This is a genomic window from Pseudomonas sp. C321, assembly GCF_055407105.1.
Genome location: NZ_JBUZRB010000002.1, coordinates 90173 through 106777, shown reverse-complemented (window position 1 = coordinate 106777; position 16605 = coordinate 90173). Strand labels below are relative to the sequence as shown.

Here is a 16605-nt window from a genome sequence, read left to right as displayed (position 1 = left end):
CCCATGAACCGCAGCCTGCTATTCAAACTGGGCGCCATCGCGCTGCTGATCCTGCTGTTGCTGGTTCCGTTGCTGATGATCGACGGCATCATCAACGACCGCCAGCAGCTGCGCGACGGCGTGTTGATGGACATTGCCAGCAGCTCCAGTTACAGCCAGCGCCTGAGTGGCCCGGTGCTGGTGGTGCCTTATCGCAAGACCGTCCGCGAGTGGAAGCTCAATGAAAAGCTCAACAAGCGCTACGAGGAAACCCGTGAAGTGCGCGGTCGTCTGTATTTCCTGCCGGAGCATTTTGAGCTCGACGCCAAGGTGCAAACCGAACTGCGGGCACGGGGTATCTATCAGGCGCGGCTGTTCCATGCCGACAACCGCATCAGTGGCCGCTTTGTTTTGCCGGAGCAGTTGGGCATCAAGGAAAACTTTGCTGATTACCAGTTTGACCAGGGATTTCTGGCGGTGGGCATCAGCGATATTCGCGGTATCGAAAATGCCCTGAAACTGGAGCTGGGCACTCAGCGCCTGGAGTTTTCGCCGGGCACTCAGGTCGGTTGGCTGGGGGACGGGGTGCATGTGATGTTGCCCCAGCAAGACAGCAAGAAACCGGCGCCCCTGGATTTCGCTTTCGACCTACGCTTGCAAGGCACCGAGCAATTGCAAGTGGTGCCAGTGGGCAAGACCAGCCAGGTCAAGCTGGCGTCCAACTGGCCGCATCCGAGTTTTATCGGCAACTTCCTGCCAGCCCAGCGGGAGATCTCCGCCGAAGGTTTCACCGCCAATTGGCAGACCTCGTTTTTCTCCACCAACCTGGAAGAGGCGCTGCAAGGTTGCCTGTCGGAGCGCGGCTGTGAAGACTTCAACGGCCGCAGCTTTGGCGTGAGCTTTATCGACCCGGTGGACCAGTACCTCAAGAGCGATCGGGCGATCAAATATGCGCTGCTGTTTATCGCCCTGACCTTTGCCGGCTTCTTCCTCTTTGAAGTGCTCAAGAGCCTGGCGGTGCACACGATCCAGTACGCGCTGGTGGGCGTGGCCCTGGCGTTTTTCTACCTGCTGCTGTTGTCACTCTCCGAGCACATCGGCTTTGCCCTGGCGTACCTGATCTCGGCCAGCGCCTGTGTGTTGTTGATTGGTTTTTATGTCTGCCATGTGTTGCGCAGTGTAGCCCACGGCTTGGGCTTTTCGGCGGGGTTGGCGGCGTTGTATGGCTTGTTGTACGGGTTGTTGAGTGCCGAGGATTACGCGCTGTTGATGGGCTCGCTGCTGCTGTTCGGCCTGCTGGGCACGGTGATGGTGCTGACGCGCAAACTGGACTGGTATGGCGTGGGCAAACACAAAACGGTCGAGCCGCTGGAGTTTGACCTGGAGGCGGTGCATGAGTAGGTCATTGGGGTTGCGCGAAGATCAGCGGGTGGGTGCGCAGTTGGTGGCGAGGATTATTACGCTGTTTCCCCCGCCACCGACATTACCGGTCAAACCGGTGGCTGGGTCTCCAGCATCGACGGCCGCTGGCTGACTTCGGCATACCAGGCTGCCAGCCTTGGGTTATCCAACCGCCACTGCATATCCGGGTGGCGAAAATCCAGGTACCCCAAGGCACAGGCCACGCTGATGGCTGCTACGTCGAAATGGCTGGCTAGTTCGGCAATGGCGTCCCGTTCCAGTTCAGCGAGGGTGCGGCGGATCTTGTTGCGCTGCTCTTCCAGCCACTGGTCCCAGTGCTTGTCCGGCGGACGCAGGGCGGTTTCATAACGCATCAGCACGGCGGCATCCATGATCCCGTCGGCCATCGAGGCAAGGGTCAGACGCCGCCAGCGGGCCGAGCCTTCGCGGGGGATCAACGGGTTGCCGACGTGCTGGTGGTCGAAATAATCGAGGATTACCCGGCTGTCGTGCAACACATTGCCGTCGGCCAGGCGCAAGGCCGGGATCTTGCCCACCGGGTTGCCCTGGTTCAGTTCAGCAGCAGGATTGACCGGTGTGACCAGCACGGCCTGCAAGGCCACACGGTCCTGCTGGCCGGTCTCGTACAGCAGCACCCGGACCTTGCGAACGAAGGGTGAGGCGGGGTTGTGGAACAACGTCATGCTTGGGGCGGACATGGAAATTCCTCGGAATAGGGCAGGGCCTAGCCTATCTCAACGCTTGAACAACGCCCAAGCCCCAATCACCGCCGGTATCCCCAGCCCGATCCAACTCAAGGAATCCCAAGCGCCATCCCCCAGCAACGCCGCGAACAAACCCGCCGCGCAGAGCAAGCCAATCCCCAGCGGAACGCTGAACACCTTCCAGAAACTCGACTGCCGGGGCTTCATGGCTTGGCCGCCTTGCGCCGTACCCGCCATAAATACACGCCACTGCCCAGGACGATGATGGTCAGCACATCCAGCACCGCCCAGAGGATTTTCATCGGCATGCCGCCGTAGTCACCAAAATGCAGCGGTTGGGACATGCCCATGGCGTCCATGTACCACGGCCGTTCGGCGATGGCGGTTACTTGCAGCGTGCTGGCGTCAATCAGTACCGGTGTCAGCAAATGCGAAGTCAGGTGGGTGCTGCCTTTCATGAACACCGCGTAATGGTGCTCGCTGGAAAAGCGCGTGCCTGGGAAGGCGATAAAGTCAGGCGTCATACCTGGTGCGGCGTTTTCGGCGATCTTCAGAAGGTCCGTGGCGGGTGCGCGCAAGGTCAGTGGCGGGGCATTTTTGTAGGGCTCGATCATCGCGCTGAGGCTGTCATTGCGCCAGGCAGCGATGATCAGGTCGGCGCTGGCGCTGATCACACCGGTTACGCCCACCACCAGCGCCCAGGTCAGGGTGACGACGCCAATCAGGTTGTGCAGGTCGAGCCAGCGCAGGCGGGTGGATTTGTCCTGGCGCACCGTGGCGAACTTCAGCCGGCGCATGAACGGCAGGTACAACACTGTGCCAGAGATGATCGCCAGCACGAACAGGATGCCCATGAACGCCAACAGCAATTTGCCCGGCAGGCCGGCGAACATGTCGACGTGCAGGCGCAGCAGGAACAGCGTCAGCCCGCCATTGGCTGACGGCGTTTCCACGGCATCGCCGGTGCGGGCGTCGAGCATGAAGGTGTGGGAGGAATTGGGTTCGGTGCCGGCGGTGGCAGCCATGATGGTGATCACGCCGTTTTTGTCATCCTCGTCCCAGGCCAGGTATTGCATGGCTTCGCCGGGACGATGGGCCTGCGCCGCCGTCACCAGTTGTTCCAGGTTCAGTTGCGGCGTATCGGCGGGCATCTGCTGCAACTCGGGCTCGTTGCCCAGCAGGTGGTCGATCTCGTGGTGAAAGATCAACGGCAGGCCGGTCAGTGCCAGCATCAGCAGAAATACGGTGCAGACGAGGCTGGCCCATGTGTGGATGAAGGACCAGCGGCGGATGGTTTTGCTTTTCATTTCATAGCCTTTAGACAAACCAAAGCCGCCCCCTTGGGACGGCTTGGTTATTAACTCAGCCAATTACCACTGATAGGTGGCACTGGCGACCACACTGCGTTGATCGCCGTAGTAGCAATAGGAACCATCACAGGTGGAAATGTAGTCCTTGTCGAACAGATTGGTGGCGTTCAGTTTCAAGGATGCACCTTTGAGGCTGTTGTCCAGGCGGCCGAGGTCGTAATGCACGGCGGCATCGAACACCGTGTATGCATCGGCTTTGCCTAGCCAGGTATTGCCCTGGTCGCCATAAGTATTACCGGTGTAGCGGGCACCAGCGCCAATGCCGAAACCGTCGAGCACGCCGGTATGCCAGGTGTAGTCAGTCCATAGTGAGGCTTGCTGATTTGGCATCAGTTGCAGACGATTGCCTTTGTATTGGCCTTTTTGCACCTCGGACTTGGCCAGAGTGTAGGCGGCGATAACCTTGAGGTTCTCGGTCACGTCAGACACGGCTTCCAGTTCCAGGCCCTTGACCTTCACTTCGCCGGTCTGGTCGGTGATTGTGGTACCACCCGCCCCGAAGCTGGTGACCAGCACATTTTTTTGGGTCAGGTCGTAGACCGCAGCACTGAGCAGCGTGTTTGAACCGGGCGGCTGGTACTTGATCCCCAGCTCCCATTGCTTGCCTTCGGTGGGCTTATACGACTTGACAGGGTCTACGCTGGCGTTGCTCGCTGGCTGGAACGATTCGGCGTAGGAGATATAAGGTACAAAGCCCGAATCGAACACATAGCTCAGCGCGGCGTTGCCACTGAAGTTCTTGCTGCGGTCGGTGTTGGTCGCATCGTTCTTGTTGAAGTAAGTGGTGCTTTGGTGCACCCAGTCTTCACGACCACCCAGGGTCAGGCGCCACTTGTCCAGGGCCATCTGGTCCTGCACGTAGAGGCCGGTCTGCACGGTTTTCTGGTTGTAGTCGTAGTACGCATCGGAGCGCGCCGGGCGCACGATCGGCTGGCCGTAGGTCGGGTTGAAGATGTTGGTGGTCCCGCCGTCGCCATAAATCGACAGATACGAAGTGTCTGTGCGTTGATGATCCAGGCCCAGCAGCAGGGTGTGGGTGATGTCACCGGTGGCGAAGTCGGCCTGGAAGTTGTTGTCGACGGCAAACTGGTCGATATTCTCGTCAACATTGGTCGACGTGCGCTTGGTATTGCCCAAAGCGTCAGCCGGGGCGTAGTCGTAGGAACCTACGGTCAATTGCTGGAAGGACAGCTCTGATTTGGTATAGCGCAGGTTCTGCTTGAACTGCCAGGTATCGTTGAAGCGATGCTCGAAGGCGTAGCCCAGTGCGTAGTAGGTGCGGTCGTAGAACTCGTAGTCCGGGTCGCCCAGGTTCTTGTGATGTGACACCTCGCCAAGTGGCGACTTGATCTTGGTGCCCTGAATCGGCAGGAACTGGCTGGTGGTGCCGGTATCGTCGCGGGTGAACTGCGAGAGCAGGGTCAGCTTGGTGTCGGTATTGATGTTCCAGGTCAGGCTAGGGGCGATGTTGTAGCGCTTGTTGTCGATGTGATCGACCTGGGTGCCGGCATCGCGCACGACGCCGCTGACGCCGTAGAGAAACTGACCTTCATCATCGATCTTGCCGGTGCTGGCGAAGTTGATCTGGCGATAGTTGTCGCTGCCGTACTGTACTTGGATGGCATTGCTCGACTCAGCGCTGGGACGCCTGCTGACCATGTCCAGCAGGCCGCCCGGCGGGGTCTGGCCGTAGACCGACGAGGCCGGGCCACGCAGCAGCGCGATACGATCGAGGTTCCAGGTTTCTGATTTCGGGTTGGCGTAAACGCCTCTAGGCAGCGGCAGGCCGTCGAGGAATTGCGTAGGTTCGAAGCCACGTACACGCATCCAGTCGTAGCGGGTGTCACTGCCGTAGCTGGCGGAAACAATACCGGGCATGTAACGAACAGCGTCATCAAGGTTTTGTACGTTGCGGTCCTGCATTTGCTCGCGAGTGGCGATAGAAATCGAGCGCGGTGCTTCGACTAGTGCGGTATCAGTCTTGGTACCAGCCGCAGTGCGAGTAGCAACATAACCCTCCACCGGACCCCAGGCGCTTTCGTAGTTGGCCTGACCGGTAATGTTGGTTTGCGGCAGCGACACAACGCCTTCAGGAATCGCTACCAGACTGAATGTCCCGGCGCTGCTTTGCTCCAACTGCAAACCTGTCCCACGCAATGCCTCGCGCAACGCGCCCTGTGCATCGTACTGTCCCTTGACCGGCGTCGAGGTCTTTCCCGAAGCCAGCGACGGGTTGAGGGTCAGCGCCAGGCCGGCCTGGCTGGCGATCTGGTTCAGGGTGCTGGCCAACGGTGCGGCCGGCAGGTTGTAGGAGCGAACGCTGGACGCCTGTTCGGCAGCCATCAGCAAAGGGCTGGCCAGCGGGGTGCAGAAGGCAATGGCCACGGCTAACAGGCTGGGGCGCAACAAGGTGTCTAGCGAGCGGGACATGGGGCGGCTCCTGAATGAAAATATTTCTCAATTGCCTATGTGCCGAGCGAGATTCAAAAAGTGATAGGGCTGAATGAAAATAATTTCTATCTGGTTTTTTCCCGTAGCAGAAAGCTCGACAACTACGGGGTGTTCGCTGTTTTGGCCACTACCGTCACCCACCACGGCGTGCGCTGCTGGATCTGCACCGGCAAGGTTGGTAACAGGGCATTCAACGCCAGATCGGTATCGTGCAGGGGGAAGCTGCCGGTGATCCGCAGGTCTGCCACTTGCTTGTCCACGCCCAAATACCCGGTGCGATAGCGCCCCAGCTCTTCAACCACATCCCCCAGCCGCGCGTCTTCCACCACCAGCATGCCGCGGGTCCAGGCGTCGGTGCCGGGGGCTACGACCAGCCGCGGGCCAAGGCCATCGCTGCGCATCAGCACTTGCTGGCCTTGCTTGAAGATCTGTTCCTGATGCAATGCTTCTGGCTGGGCGGCGACGGCAGACTGCAAGACACTGAGTAGCGTGCCGTCGTCCTCGCGCTTGACGATAAACCGCGTGCCCAGGGCCCGCAGGCTGCCCTCGCGGGTTTCGACGATGAACGGGCGGGCGTCGTTGTGGCCGGTTTCGACGAGGATTTCGCCTTCCTGCAACACGATCAGTCGGCGCTTTTCATCGAAGCTCACATCAATGGCGCTATGGGTGTTGAGGTTGATCACGGTGCCATCCGCCAGCTTCAGCGTACGTTGCTCGCCGGTGGCGGTGCGCTGGTCGGCCAGCCAATAGTTGATCGGCATGTAGCGTTGCCCAGCGAACAGCGCAAGGCCCAGCACCAACATCACACTGGCCAGGCCGCTGCCGAGTTTGCGCACCTGGCGACGAATGCTTTCGCGCGACTGCAACAAGGCCGAGCGCGCCGGGCCCGAGGCCACGCTGAAACGCTGATCGAGCATGCCCAACTGGCGCCAGGCGCGGGCGTGTTCCTCATTGCTGGCCAGCCACTTGCGAAACTCTTCGTGCTCCACGGCACTGCCGTCCCCGGAGTCCAGGGACAGTTGCCAGGCGATGGCTGCGTCCAGCACCCGCGCCGATACTGGTTTGGAGCTGAACTGATTCACAGTGGCTTGCCATACAGGGCGATGTAGCACTGGCGGATGCCCTGGGCCAGGTATTGCCGCACGCGCGGCACGGAGACACCCAGGCGCTGGGCGATTTCGGCGTGGCCCATGCCATCGAGGCGGTTATAGAGGAAGGCAGCTCGGGCCTTGCTGGAGAGTTTGCCGAGCAAACGGTCGATGGCCTTGAGGTCTTCGAGGATCAGTTGCTGTTCTTCCGGGGAGGGATGCTCGCTTTCCGGGATCAGCATCAGTTCGGTGAGGTAGGCCTGCTCCAGGGCGGCGCGGCGGAAATAATCGAACAGCAGGCCTTTGGCGATGGCCACCAGGAATGCACGGGGTTCTCGGGGTTCGCGTAACTCTTCACGGCCCAGCAGGCGCATGAAAGTGTCCTGGCTCAGGTCTTCGGCACGGCTGGGGCAGGCCACATTGCGTCGCAGCCACGCCAACAGCCACCCGCGATGGTCGCGATATAACGCGCCAACAAGCTCACTGTGGGGACTTTGGGCTGACGACAAGGCAACACCGATCGAGAAGTTTAAACTAACGAGAATTATTCGCGATTGTGTCAGAGGTGAAGGGCGGGTGCAATTGGCGTTGGTCGGGTAGGGGCGTTATGACACCCTTTGTGGCAAGTCCGCTCGCCACAGGGTTTTGTGCTCAAGATTAAAAGGACGGGGCCTGCCTGCGGCGCTTCCATTGGCTCAGTCGCTGCTGCAACAGCAGCGGGCTATCGATTTGCTGCCGCCGTGCCCGGCTGAACAAAATCAACATCAGCTCCGCCGTGGCCAACGCATCGGCACTGGCGTGATGACGTTCGCCCACCTGCAGCTTGAAGTGCTCGATCCAGTCATCCAGCCCGGCTTCGCGGATGTTGGCCTGCGGGCACAAAAACGGGGCGATGTCGGCCACATCGAGAAACGTATGGGCCAGGCGATAGCCCAGGCTGTCCTTAAGCGCCCGCCCCAGCATGTGTTGATCGAACGGTGCATGAAACGCCAACAACGGGCTGTCGCCGACAAACGCCATGAAGTCCAGCAGTGCCTCGACCGGGTCGCTGCCGGCGGCGATGGCGCTGGGGCCCAGGCCGTGGATCAATACGCTGGGGCTGAGTTTGGTTTCGGCCCGTTGCAGGGTGCGTTCGAACAGTTGGGAAAAGTCGATGGCGCCGTCTTCGATCACCACGGCGCCGATGGACAGTACCTGATCGCGATTGAGGTTCAGGCCGCTGGTTTCCAGGTCCAGCACCACCCAGCGTTGCCCGCGCAATGAGCCTTCACCAAGCGCTTGCGGTGGCGGCAATTGTGCCAGACGGGCGTGTTGCCCGGCATCCAGTCCTGGCTTGGCCGCGCGCAGCCAACTGAACAGACTCACAGCTGATACCGTAGCGTCAGGCTGCTTTGCAGGCGCTGGGCCTGGCGCAGGGATTCGCGCAGGATGCGCCGGTCTAGGTGGTTGAGGCTGTCGGGGTCGACGCGATTGGAGTACGGCTGATTCTCGCGGGTTTGCAGTTGGTGCTGCTGCATGCGGGTTTGCTGGATAAAGTGGTAGGCCTCTTCGTAGGCAGCGCCGTCCAGCCGCTCGATGACTTCCTTGTCCACCAGTTGGCGCAAGCGCTCCAGGGTGTTGTTGGCTTTGATGCCATTGGCCAGGGCCAGCAGGCGTGCGCCGTCGACAAAAGGTGTGAGCCCCTGAACCTTGAGGTCGAGGGTGGCTTTGTCATTACCCTTGCGGGTCAGCACAAAATCGCGGAAACGCCCCACCGGCGGGCGTTGGCGCAACGCGTTCTCGGCCAGCATGCGCTGGAACAAGCGGTTGTCCGCCACCTGGTCAAGAATGCCCTGGCGCAGTTGATCGCAACCCGTCTCGTCGCCCCAGACCACCCGCAAGTCGAAATAGATGCTGGATTTAAGCAGGTTTTCCGGCGTTGCTTCGCGAATAAAGCCGGCAAAGCGCCGCGCCCACTCACCGCGCGACAGGCACAGTTCCGGGTTACCGGCCATGATATTGCCCTTGCATAACGTAAATCCGCACAGCGCCAGGCTCTGGTTGATCTGTTGCGCCAGTGGCAACAGGCGGCCGCGAATCTCGGCCGCTTCGGCAGCATCCTTGGCGTCAAACAGAATGCCGTTGTCCTGGTCGGTATACAGCGTTTGCTCGCGTCGGCCTTCGCTGCCGAAACACAGCCAACTGAAGGCCACGCCGGGGTCGCCCTTGTCCGCCAGGGTCAGTTCGATGACCCGGCATACGGTGTGATCGTTGAGCAGCGTAATGATGTGGGTGATTTGGGTCGACGACGCGCCGTGGGCCAGCATGCGTTCCACCAACTGGCCGATTTCGCCACGGATCGCCACCAGGTTTTCCACCCGTGGCGCGTTGCGAATGGTGCGGGCCAGGTGTACCAGGTCGACCCGTTGCAGGGAAAACAGGTCGCGCTCGGAGACCACGCCGCACAAGCGCTTATCCTTGACCAGGCACACGTGGGCGATATGCCTTTCAGTCATGGCAATGGCCGCATCGAACGCGCTGTGGTCCGGGGTCAGGAAGAACGGCGCCTGGGTCATATGACGCTCGATGCCCTGGGTGAAATCGCTGGTGCCGTCGGCCACCACCTGGCGCAGGTCCCGCAGGGTGAAAATCCCCAGGGGCGCCTTGTGCTCATCCACCACCACAATACTGCCGACCTGTTGCTCATGCATCAGCGTCACGGCCTCGCGCAGCGGCGTTAGTGGGCTGCACGTCACTGGATGACGCATGGCCAGTTCGCCCAGGCGCGTGTTTAACGAGTATTGAGTGCCGAGGGTTTCCACGGCCTTTTGCTGGACTTGTTGGTTGACCTGATCCAGCAGGCTGCTCACCCCGCGCAAGGCGAAGTCGCGAAACGGGCTGGACAGTGCGAACAGCTTGATGAAGGCCGGTTTGTTTAATTGCAGGCAGAAGGTGTCTTCGGCGGCCTTGTGCTCGGTGCGGGTTGCCCGTTCCCCTAGCAGCGCTGCCAGGGGGAAGCATTCGCCGGTGGCGATTTCGAAGGTGGTTTCGGTGCCGCTCTTGGCCGAATGCGGCCGTTCGCCGATCACGCGCCCCTGCTTGACGATATAGAAGTGCTCTACCGGCCCGCCCGAGGGTTTGAGAATGCTCTCGCCGGGGCCGTAGAAGCGCAATTGGCACTGTTCCACCAGAAACGCCAGGTGGGCGTTTTCCATTTGGTTGAACGGCGGGAAGCGTTGCAGAAATTGCAGGGTGCCGTGGATGTTCTGCAACACAGCAGTTTTCCCCGCTTGTGTGAAAGCATCAGCTTTACTCATAACCATGACCGCAGTTTTTTTGTCGTTATCGTCCGTCATGGTCGACTCCTGCGCTACGAGTGCCCATTGGACGTAAGTCTAGGTAGCCATGCCAACACATGTGACTTCCACAGCTAGGGAAAAACCTTATATGAATATCGTCCAAACCCCGTAGAACGCCCACTAGGCAAACTTTCCGACGAAGTGCACATTGAGTGCCCTTCTAGTGATGTCTGACTTCTGTGCTGGGAGATTGATCAGAACTGCCGAGAAACGTATGTCCGACCACGATATTTTGAGTGATGCCGAACGCGAGGCGCTGAGCGCCGTAATGCAGGAACCTGATTTGCCGCCACAACGGGTCTTGATTGTGGACGACGACAAGGACTCCCGTGAACTGTTGGCGGAGATCCTTGGCCTGGATGGCATTCGCTGTATGACGGCTGAGAGTGGCGAGGCCGCGTGGAATTTATTGAAAACCAGCAGCTCCATCGGTTTGCTGATCACCGATCTGCGGATGGCACCGAGTAACGGGTTGGAATTGATTCGCCAGGTGCGGGGGTCCACCCGGGCCGCGTTGCCGATCATCATCATGTCCGGGGATGCCGAGGCACCCGATGTGATTGATGCCATGCACTTGAGTGTGGTGGACTTTCTGCTCAAGCCGATTGATAGCGTGAAGCTGGCAAAGTTGGTGAAGCGGGAGTTGGGGATGGCGCCTTAGGTTCGAACTCAACATGCAGTACCACAAAAAAGCCCTGATCTCTCGACCAGGGCTTTGTTGTTTCTAGCGTTTACTCACAGACCGTTTTTAGCCTTGAACTCACGACGCCGACGGTGCAACACCGGCTCGGTATACCCATTTGGCTGCTTGGTCCCTTCAATCACCAGCTCAACCGCTGCTTGAAACGCAATGTTGCTGTCGAAATCCGGAGCCAGCGGACGGTACAGCGCGTCACCGGCGTTCTGCCGATCCACCACCGGCGCCATGCGCTTTAGGCTTTCCAGAACCTGGGCTTCATTGACGATGCCATGGCGCAACCAGTTGGCGATGTGCTGGCTGGAGATGCGCAGGGTGGCGCGGTCTTCCATCAGGCCGACGTCGTTGATGTCCGGCACTTTCGAACAACCCACGCCCTGGTCGATCCAGCGCACCACGTAACCGAGGATGCCCTGGGCGTTGTTGTCCAGTTCGTTGCGGATCTCGGAGGCGGACCAATCGGTGTTGCTGGCCAATGGAATGGTCAGGATGTCGTCTATCGACGCGCGCTCGCGCTTGGCCAGTTCGGCCTGGCGGGCGAACACGTCGACCTTGTGGTAATGCAGCGCGTGCAGCGCAGCAGCCGTCGGCGACGGAACCCAGGCAGTGTTGGCGCCAGCCAGCGGGTGAGCGATTTTCTGCTCCAGCATGGCGGCCATCAGGTCAGGCATGGCCCACATGCCTTTACCGATCTGCGCACGACCTTGCAGGCCGGTGCTCAAGCCAATATCGACGTTCCAGTTCTCGTAGGCGCCGATCCATTTTTCAGTCTTCATCGCCGCCTTGCGCACCATCGCGCCGGCTTCCATGGAGGTGTGGATTTCGTCGCCTGTGCGGTCGAGGAAGCCGGTGTTAATAAACACCACACGTTCGCTGGCCGCCTTGATACACTCCTTGAGGTTGACCGTGGTACGGCGCTCCTCGTCCATGATCCCGACTTTCAGGGTGTTGCGCGGCAGCTTCAGCACGTCTTCGATGCGGCCAAACAGCTCATTGGTGAACGCGGCTTCTTCAGGGCCGTGCATCTTCGGTTTAACGATGTAGACCGAACCGGTGCGGCTGTTTTTGCGGCTGTTGTTGCCATTGAGGCTGTGGACCGCAGCCAGGCTGGTGAGCAGGCCGTCGAGAATGCCTTCCGGCACTTCGTTGCCTTGGCTGTCGAGGATCGCGTCGATGGTCATCAAGTGGCCGACGTTACGCACGAACAACAGCGAACGGCCGTGCAGGCTCACTTCGTTGCCGTCGAAACCGGTGTAGCGGCGGTCGGCGTTCATGGTGCGGGTGAAGGTCTTGCCGCCCTTGGCCACTTCTTCTGCCAGGTCGCCCTTCATCAGGCCGAGCCAGTTGCGGTAGATCACTACTTTGTCATCGGCATCGACGGCGGCGACGGAGTCTTCGCAGTCCATGATGGTGGTCAGGGCGGCTTCCATCAGCACGTCCTTGACGCCGGCGGCATCGGTCTGGCCGACCGGGGTGCTGGCGTCGATCTGGATTTCGAAATGCAGGCCGTTGTTTTTCAGCAGGATTGCGGTCGGTGTGGCGGCATCGCCCTGGTAGCCGATCAATTGCGCATCGCTGCGCAGGCCGCTGTTGCTGCCGCCCTTGAGGCTGACGACGAGCTTGCCGTCGACGATCTTGTAGCCGGTGGAATCGACGTGGCTGCCGGCTGTCAACGGCGCGGCTTCGTCGAGGAAGGCACGGGCGAAGGCGATGACCTTGTCGCCACGAACCTTGTTATACCCCTGGCCTTTCTCGGCGCCGTCGGCTTCGCTGATGGCGTCGGTGCCATACAGCGCGTCGTACAGCGAACCCCAGCGCGCATTGGAGGCGTTGAGGGCGAAACGGGCGTTCATCACCGGCACAACCAGCTGGGGACCGGCCATGCGGGCAATTTCGTCATCGACGTGTTGGGTCGAAGCCTGGTAATCCGCCGCTTCTGGCAGCAGGTATCCAATATCTTGCAAAAAGGCTTTGTAGGCCACCGGGTCATGGGCCTGGCTGGCGTGTGTCTGGTGCCAGGCATCGATCCGCGCTTGGAAATCGTCGCGTTTGGCGAGTAGGGCTTTGTTCTTCGGGGCCAGGTCATGGATGACCTTGTCGGCGCCCGCCCAGAACTGGTCGGCGGTGAGGCCGGTACCGGGAATGGCTTCGTTATTCACGAAGTCGAACAGGACTTTGGCGACCTGCAGGCCACCGACTTGAACGTGTTCAGTCATTGCTTGCCTCACTCTGCTCAGCTATTCGCTTTTCAGCTTTTCAATTTACCAATGAAGCCTCTGGCCATTTAAACCACAAACCCTGGGCACCAGTACATGCCATAGATGGCGGCTGGGTGGTTCCAATCAACGGCGCAAACCTTGCTGACGGGGTGTTCGGGGTTATGACGGCGCTTGGGCAGACATCGACCTAACGTTATGTAGTGCGCGCTGCGGCATACTACATGATGAGTTGCGGTTGTGAAAATTAGACTAAATACGTCGTTTAGCGACCCACTTTGGTCGTACGGTCACAGCGGGGTACGGGATGTTCTCAAAAAACTATTGGATTGTTCCAGATAAATATAAAAATGGTACACGATTTGTCTTCATTGATATCCGTGTCCACCCTGTAGAAGTGGGCTCGCTCCTACCTAATCCAACACAAGAGGGCTGACACCATGGACCATCTCGTACTGACCGTTATTGCGCCGGACAAACCCGGCCAGGTTGAACGTGTCGCCCAGTGCATCGCCGAGCATGGTGGTAATTGGCTGGAAAGTCGCATGGCGCGCATGGCCGGGCAGTTTGCCGGGATACTGCGGGTCGGTGTGCCGGCTGAAGCCTACGATGAATTGGTGGGGGCGCTGCAGGGGTTGTCGGCCCACGGCATTCGGGTACTGATCGCTGAAAGCGGTATCGCGCAATCCTGCGAGTGGAAGCCGATTGCCATGGAGCTGGTGGGCAATGATCGACCGGGCATTGTGCGTGATATCACGGCGTTACTGAGCAAGCATGGTGTCAACCTGGAACGCCTGTTCACCGATGTACGCCCCGCCCCGATGAGCAGCGATCCGTTGTTTCACGCCGAAGCCTTGTTGGCGGTGCCCCTGACCCTGCCACTGGAGACATTGCAGGAGGCACTCGAAACCCTGGCCGACGATTTGATGGTGGAGTTGGCGTTGCGCAGCGAGGAGTAACTGCCCACAAGGTTATGCATGGAAATCTTGCATGGGCCTGTGGATAACCTGTAGAGACCCGGCGCCAGACCACGTCGGCCGGGGCTCTTCGGTAGCTGAGCAAAAAATGAGCAATTTCAAGGGCTTGTGCACAAACGCAGGGGACCAGGTTGTGGGTAACCTTGGGGTGAAACCCTGCAAGCCACGCGCACTGTGGCTTGCAGGGGTTTGTACGTTATTTGATCAGCGTTTGCGCAGGCTGAGCCAGGCATCGACGCTGTAGACCGCAAGGCCCGCCCAGATAAACAGAAACGCCACCAGGCTGCTGGAAGTCAGGTGCTCATCGAATAACAGCACCGCCTGCAACAGCACCAGCGTTGGCGCCAGGTACTGCAGGAAACCCAGTGTGGTGTAGGGCAAATGCCGCGCGGCAGCGTTGAAACACACCAGCGGGATCAGCGTCACTGGGCCGGCGGCTACCAGCCACCAGGCTTCGGACGTGCCCCAGAACTCCATTTGTGCGCTGTGGGCGCTTGGGTTGAGCAGCAACCAGGCCACGGCAATCGGCACTAGCATCCAGGTTTCTACCACCAGCCCCGGCAATGCCTTGACCGGCGCTTGTTTGCGGATCAAACCGTAGAAGCCAAAGGTCAACGCCAGCACCAGGGACACCCACGGCAGGCTGCCGACTTGCCACACCTGTTGCACGACGCCCAATGCGGCGAGCCCGACGGCGACCCATTGCAGGCGGCGCAGGCGTTCGCCCAGGAGCAACATACCCAGCAGCACATTCACCAGCGGGTTGATGTAGTAACCCAGGCTGGCTTCCAGCATGCGGCCGCTGTTTACCGACCAGACGTAGGTCAACCAGTTGCCCGCGATCAAGGACCCGCTCAAGGCCAGGATTGCCAGCCGCTTTGGGTTGTCCCGCAGTTCGCGCCACCAGCCAGGGTGTTTCCAGACCATCAACAGCAAGCCGCCGAACAGCGCCGACCACAGCACGCGGTGCACTATGATTTCTACGGCGGGAACGCTGGCGATTGCTTTGAAGTAGAGCGGGAACATTCCCCAGATGACGTAGGCACTCAGGCCCAATATGTACCCGCGACGGGGGTTGGCGGCTTGCATGCAGAATCCTTGCTTAGGCAGCTAACAAAGCTGTGATTGTAAGGAGATTTGTCGGTCAATGGGATTTGCTTTCTGTAGGCGCGGGCTTGCTCGCGAAGACCGTTAACGATAACGCGATCATCCTGAATGAACGCGTTGCCCTCGGGTTTCTAGCGAGCAAGAACTAGGCGTCCCCCTCGCTCCTACAGAGGAGCGGGCCCGTCTAGAACAGTTTCAACGGCTCTTCATTGAGTGCCGACAGTTGCTCGCGCAATGCCAGCACCTGGTCGCCCCAGTACCGCTCGCTGCCGAACCACGGGAAGCTGTGGGGGAACGCCGGGTCATCCCAGCGTCGTGCCAGCCAGGCGCTGTAGTGCATCAGGCGCAGGGCGCGCAGGGGTTCGATCAGCGCCAGTTCGCGGGGATCGAAGTCGTGGAACTCCTGGTAGCCGTCCATCAATTCCGACAACTGCCCCAGGCATTCTTGACGATCACCGGCGAGCATCATCCACAAGTCCTGCACTGCCGGGCCCATGCGGCAGTCATCGAGGTCGACGATGTGGAACATCTCGTCGCGGCACATCATGTTGCCGGGGTGGCAGTCGCCGTGCATGCGGATGTTCTTGTGGGGTGTGGCCTTGTAGACCTCTTCCACGCGCTTGAGCAGGTCGCGGGCCACGGACTCGTAGGCGGGCAGCAGGCTCTTGGGAATGAAATTGCCTTCCAGCAAGGTAGTCAGGGAATCGTGACCGAAGTTCTTCACCCCCAGGGCTTCGCGGTGTTCGAAAGGGCGGGTGGCGCCGACCGCGTGTAAACGACCGAGCAACTGCCCTAGGCGGTGTAACTGATCGAGATTGCCCGGCTCTGGCGCACGGCCGCCGCGACGGGGAAACAGAGTGAAGCGAAAACCCGCGTGTTCGAACAGGCTTTCGCCGTTGTGGATCATCGGCGCGACCACCGGCACTTCGCACTCGGCCAGTTCGAAAGTGAAGCGGTGTTCTTCGAGAATCGCTTCGTTGGTCCAGCGCTGAGGGCGATAAAACTTGGCGATCAGCGGCTCGGAATCTTCGATGCCGACCTGATAGACGCGGTTTTCATAACTGTTGAGCGCGAGGATGCGGGCGTCACTGAGAAAACCGATGCTCTCTACTGCGTCGAGCACCAAGTCAGGGGTAAGTGTTGCAAACGGGTGGGCCATGCGAACTCCTGCGCGCAGCAGGGCGCCGCGTCCGGCCCGGTATGGTATCGCACACCAGCCTGGATAGGTGGGTGAGTGGACTTGTTGTGGCGAGCGG

The 16605-nt window shown here is 60.0% G+C and carries 14 protein-coding genes; 3 read left to right on the top strand and 11 right to left on the bottom strand.

The genetic code is table 11. The features are described 5' to 3' along the window. Positions 1–3 precede the first annotated feature (3 nt). Entirely contained in the window at positions 4–1380 is a 1377-nt protein-coding gene (creD, locus tag ACZRJ6_RS06400) for a cell envelope integrity protein CreD (protein ID WP_463967850.1), read from the top strand. An 89-nt stretch (positions 1381–1469) separates the two neighbouring features. On the opposite strand, the gene ACZRJ6_RS06395 is transcribed toward creD, so the two are convergent. The 8 genes from ACZRJ6_RS06395 to ACZRJ6_RS06360 form a co-directional block, all read right to left on the bottom strand. Continuing rightward, positions 1470–2099, bottom strand: a complete 630-nt coding sequence (locus tag ACZRJ6_RS06395; RefSeq protein WP_463967851.1) for a glutathione S-transferase family protein — start codon at positions 2097–2099, stop codon at positions 1470–1472. Between the two features lie 36 nt (positions 2100–2135). After that, a complete protein-coding gene (locus ACZRJ6_RS06390; protein WP_463967852.1) occupies positions 2136–2312 on the bottom strand; it encodes a hypothetical protein in 177 nt (58 codons plus the stop codon). Beyond that, complete coding sequence (locus ACZRJ6_RS06385; RefSeq protein ID WP_463967853.1) at positions 2309–3412, bottom strand: PepSY-associated TM helix domain-containing protein; 1104 nt, start codon at positions 3410–3412, stop codon at positions 2309–2311. Before ACZRJ6_RS06385 ends, ACZRJ6_RS06390 begins: the two co-directional genes overlap by 4 nt. A 63-nt stretch (positions 3413–3475) precedes the next feature. Further along, positions 3476–5905, bottom strand: coding sequence for a TonB-dependent siderophore receptor (locus tag ACZRJ6_RS06380; protein WP_463967854.1), 2430 nt, complete (start codon positions 5903–5905; stop codon positions 3476–3478). Between the two features lie 122 nt (positions 5906–6027). Continuing rightward, entirely contained in the window at positions 6028–7008 is a 981-nt protein-coding gene (locus tag ACZRJ6_RS06375; protein ID WP_463967855.1) for a FecR domain-containing protein, read from the bottom strand. Continuing rightward, positions 7005–7523 carry an RNA polymerase sigma factor gene (locus tag ACZRJ6_RS06370; RefSeq protein ID WP_133102323.1) on the bottom strand — a complete coding sequence of 173 codons (519 nt, stop codon included), beginning with the start codon at positions 7521–7523 and terminating at the stop codon, positions 7005–7007. Before ACZRJ6_RS06370 ends, ACZRJ6_RS06375 begins: the two co-directional genes overlap by 4 nt. A gap of 148 nt (positions 7524–7671) precedes the next feature. Next, positions 7672–8379, bottom strand: a complete 708-nt coding sequence (locus tag ACZRJ6_RS06365; RefSeq protein WP_463967856.1) for a 3'-5' exonuclease — start codon at positions 8377–8379, stop codon at positions 7672–7674. Continuing rightward, positions 8376–10310 (bottom strand): putative nucleotidyltransferase substrate binding domain-containing protein, encoded by a 1935-nt coding sequence (locus ACZRJ6_RS06360; protein ID WP_463967935.1) that lies wholly within the window; start codon positions 10308–10310, stop codon positions 8376–8378. The genes ACZRJ6_RS06365 and ACZRJ6_RS06360 overlap by 4 nt, the downstream gene beginning before the upstream one ends. A 256-nt stretch (positions 10311–10566) precedes the next feature. Between ACZRJ6_RS06360 and ACZRJ6_RS06355 the strand changes: the two genes are divergently transcribed. Further along, complete coding sequence (locus ACZRJ6_RS06355) at positions 10567–11013, top strand: response regulator (RefSeq protein WP_463967857.1); 447 nt, start codon at positions 10567–10569, stop codon at positions 11011–11013. A gap of 74 nt (positions 11014–11087) precedes the next feature. Here the strand turns inward: ACZRJ6_RS06355 and ACZRJ6_RS06350 are convergent, their stop codons facing one another. After that, positions 11088–13265, bottom strand: a complete 2178-nt coding sequence (locus ACZRJ6_RS06350) for a malate synthase G (protein ID WP_463967858.1) — start codon at positions 13263–13265, stop codon at positions 11088–11090. Between the two features lie 440 nt (positions 13266–13705). Here ACZRJ6_RS06350 and ACZRJ6_RS06345 point away from each other — a divergent pair, with 440 nt between their 5' ends. Continuing rightward, positions 13706–14224, top strand: coding sequence for a glycine cleavage system transcriptional repressor (locus tag ACZRJ6_RS06345; RefSeq protein WP_463967859.1), 519 nt, complete (start codon positions 13706–13708; stop codon positions 14222–14224). Positions 14225–14446: 222 nt separating this feature from the next. Here ACZRJ6_RS06345 and rarD read toward each other — a convergent pair whose 3' ends face one another. Beyond that, on the bottom strand, positions 14447–15331 hold the full coding sequence (gene rarD / locus ACZRJ6_RS06340) for an EamA family transporter RarD (RefSeq protein ID WP_463967860.1): 885 nt from the start codon (positions 15329–15331) through the stop codon (positions 14447–14449). A gap of 202 nt (positions 15332–15533) precedes the next feature. Continuing rightward, complete coding sequence (locus ACZRJ6_RS06335; RefSeq protein WP_133102316.1) at positions 15534–16508, bottom strand: serine/threonine protein kinase; 975 nt, start codon at positions 16506–16508, stop codon at positions 15534–15536. Positions 16509–16605: the final 97 nt, after the last annotated feature.

Coding starts and splice junctions, on each gene's coding strand:
- ACZRJ6_RS06335 (WP_133102316.1), bottom strand. CDS start 16,508: ATGGCCCACCCGTTTGCAACACTTACCCCTGACTTGGTGCTCGACGCA.
- ACZRJ6_RS06355 (WP_463967857.1), top strand. CDS start 10,567: ATGTCCGACCACGATATTTTGAGTGATGCCGAACGCGAGGCGCTGAGC.
- ACZRJ6_RS06350 (WP_463967858.1), bottom strand. CDS start 13,265: ATGACTGAACACGTTCAAGTCGGTGGCCTGCAGGTCGCCAAAGTCCTG.
- ACZRJ6_RS06395 (WP_463967851.1), bottom strand. CDS start 2,099: ATGTCCGCCCCAAGCATGACGTTGTTCCACAACCCCGCCTCACCCTTC.
- ACZRJ6_RS06390 (WP_463967852.1), bottom strand. CDS start 2,312: ATGAAGCCCCGGCAGTCGAGTTTCTGGAAGGTGTTCAGCGTTCCGCTG.
- ACZRJ6_RS06385 (WP_463967853.1), bottom strand. CDS start 3,412: ATGAAAAGCAAAACCATCCGCCGCTGGTCCTTCATCCACACATGGGCC.
- creD (WP_463967850.1), top strand. CDS start 4: ATGAACCGCAGCCTGCTATTCAAACTGGGCGCCATCGCGCTGCTGATC.
- ACZRJ6_RS06380 (WP_463967854.1), bottom strand. CDS start 5,905: ATGTCCCGCTCGCTAGACACCTTGTTGCGCCCCAGCCTGTTAGCCGTG.
- ACZRJ6_RS06360 (WP_463967935.1), bottom strand. CDS start 10,310: ATGAGTAAAGCTGATGCTTTCACACAAGCGGGGAAAACTGCTGTGTTG.
- rarD (WP_463967860.1), bottom strand. CDS start 15,331: ATGCAAGCCGCCAACCCCCGTCGCGGGTACATATTGGGCCTGAGTGCC.
- ACZRJ6_RS06345 (WP_463967859.1), top strand. CDS start 13,706: ATGGACCATCTCGTACTGACCGTTATTGCGCCGGACAAACCCGGCCAG.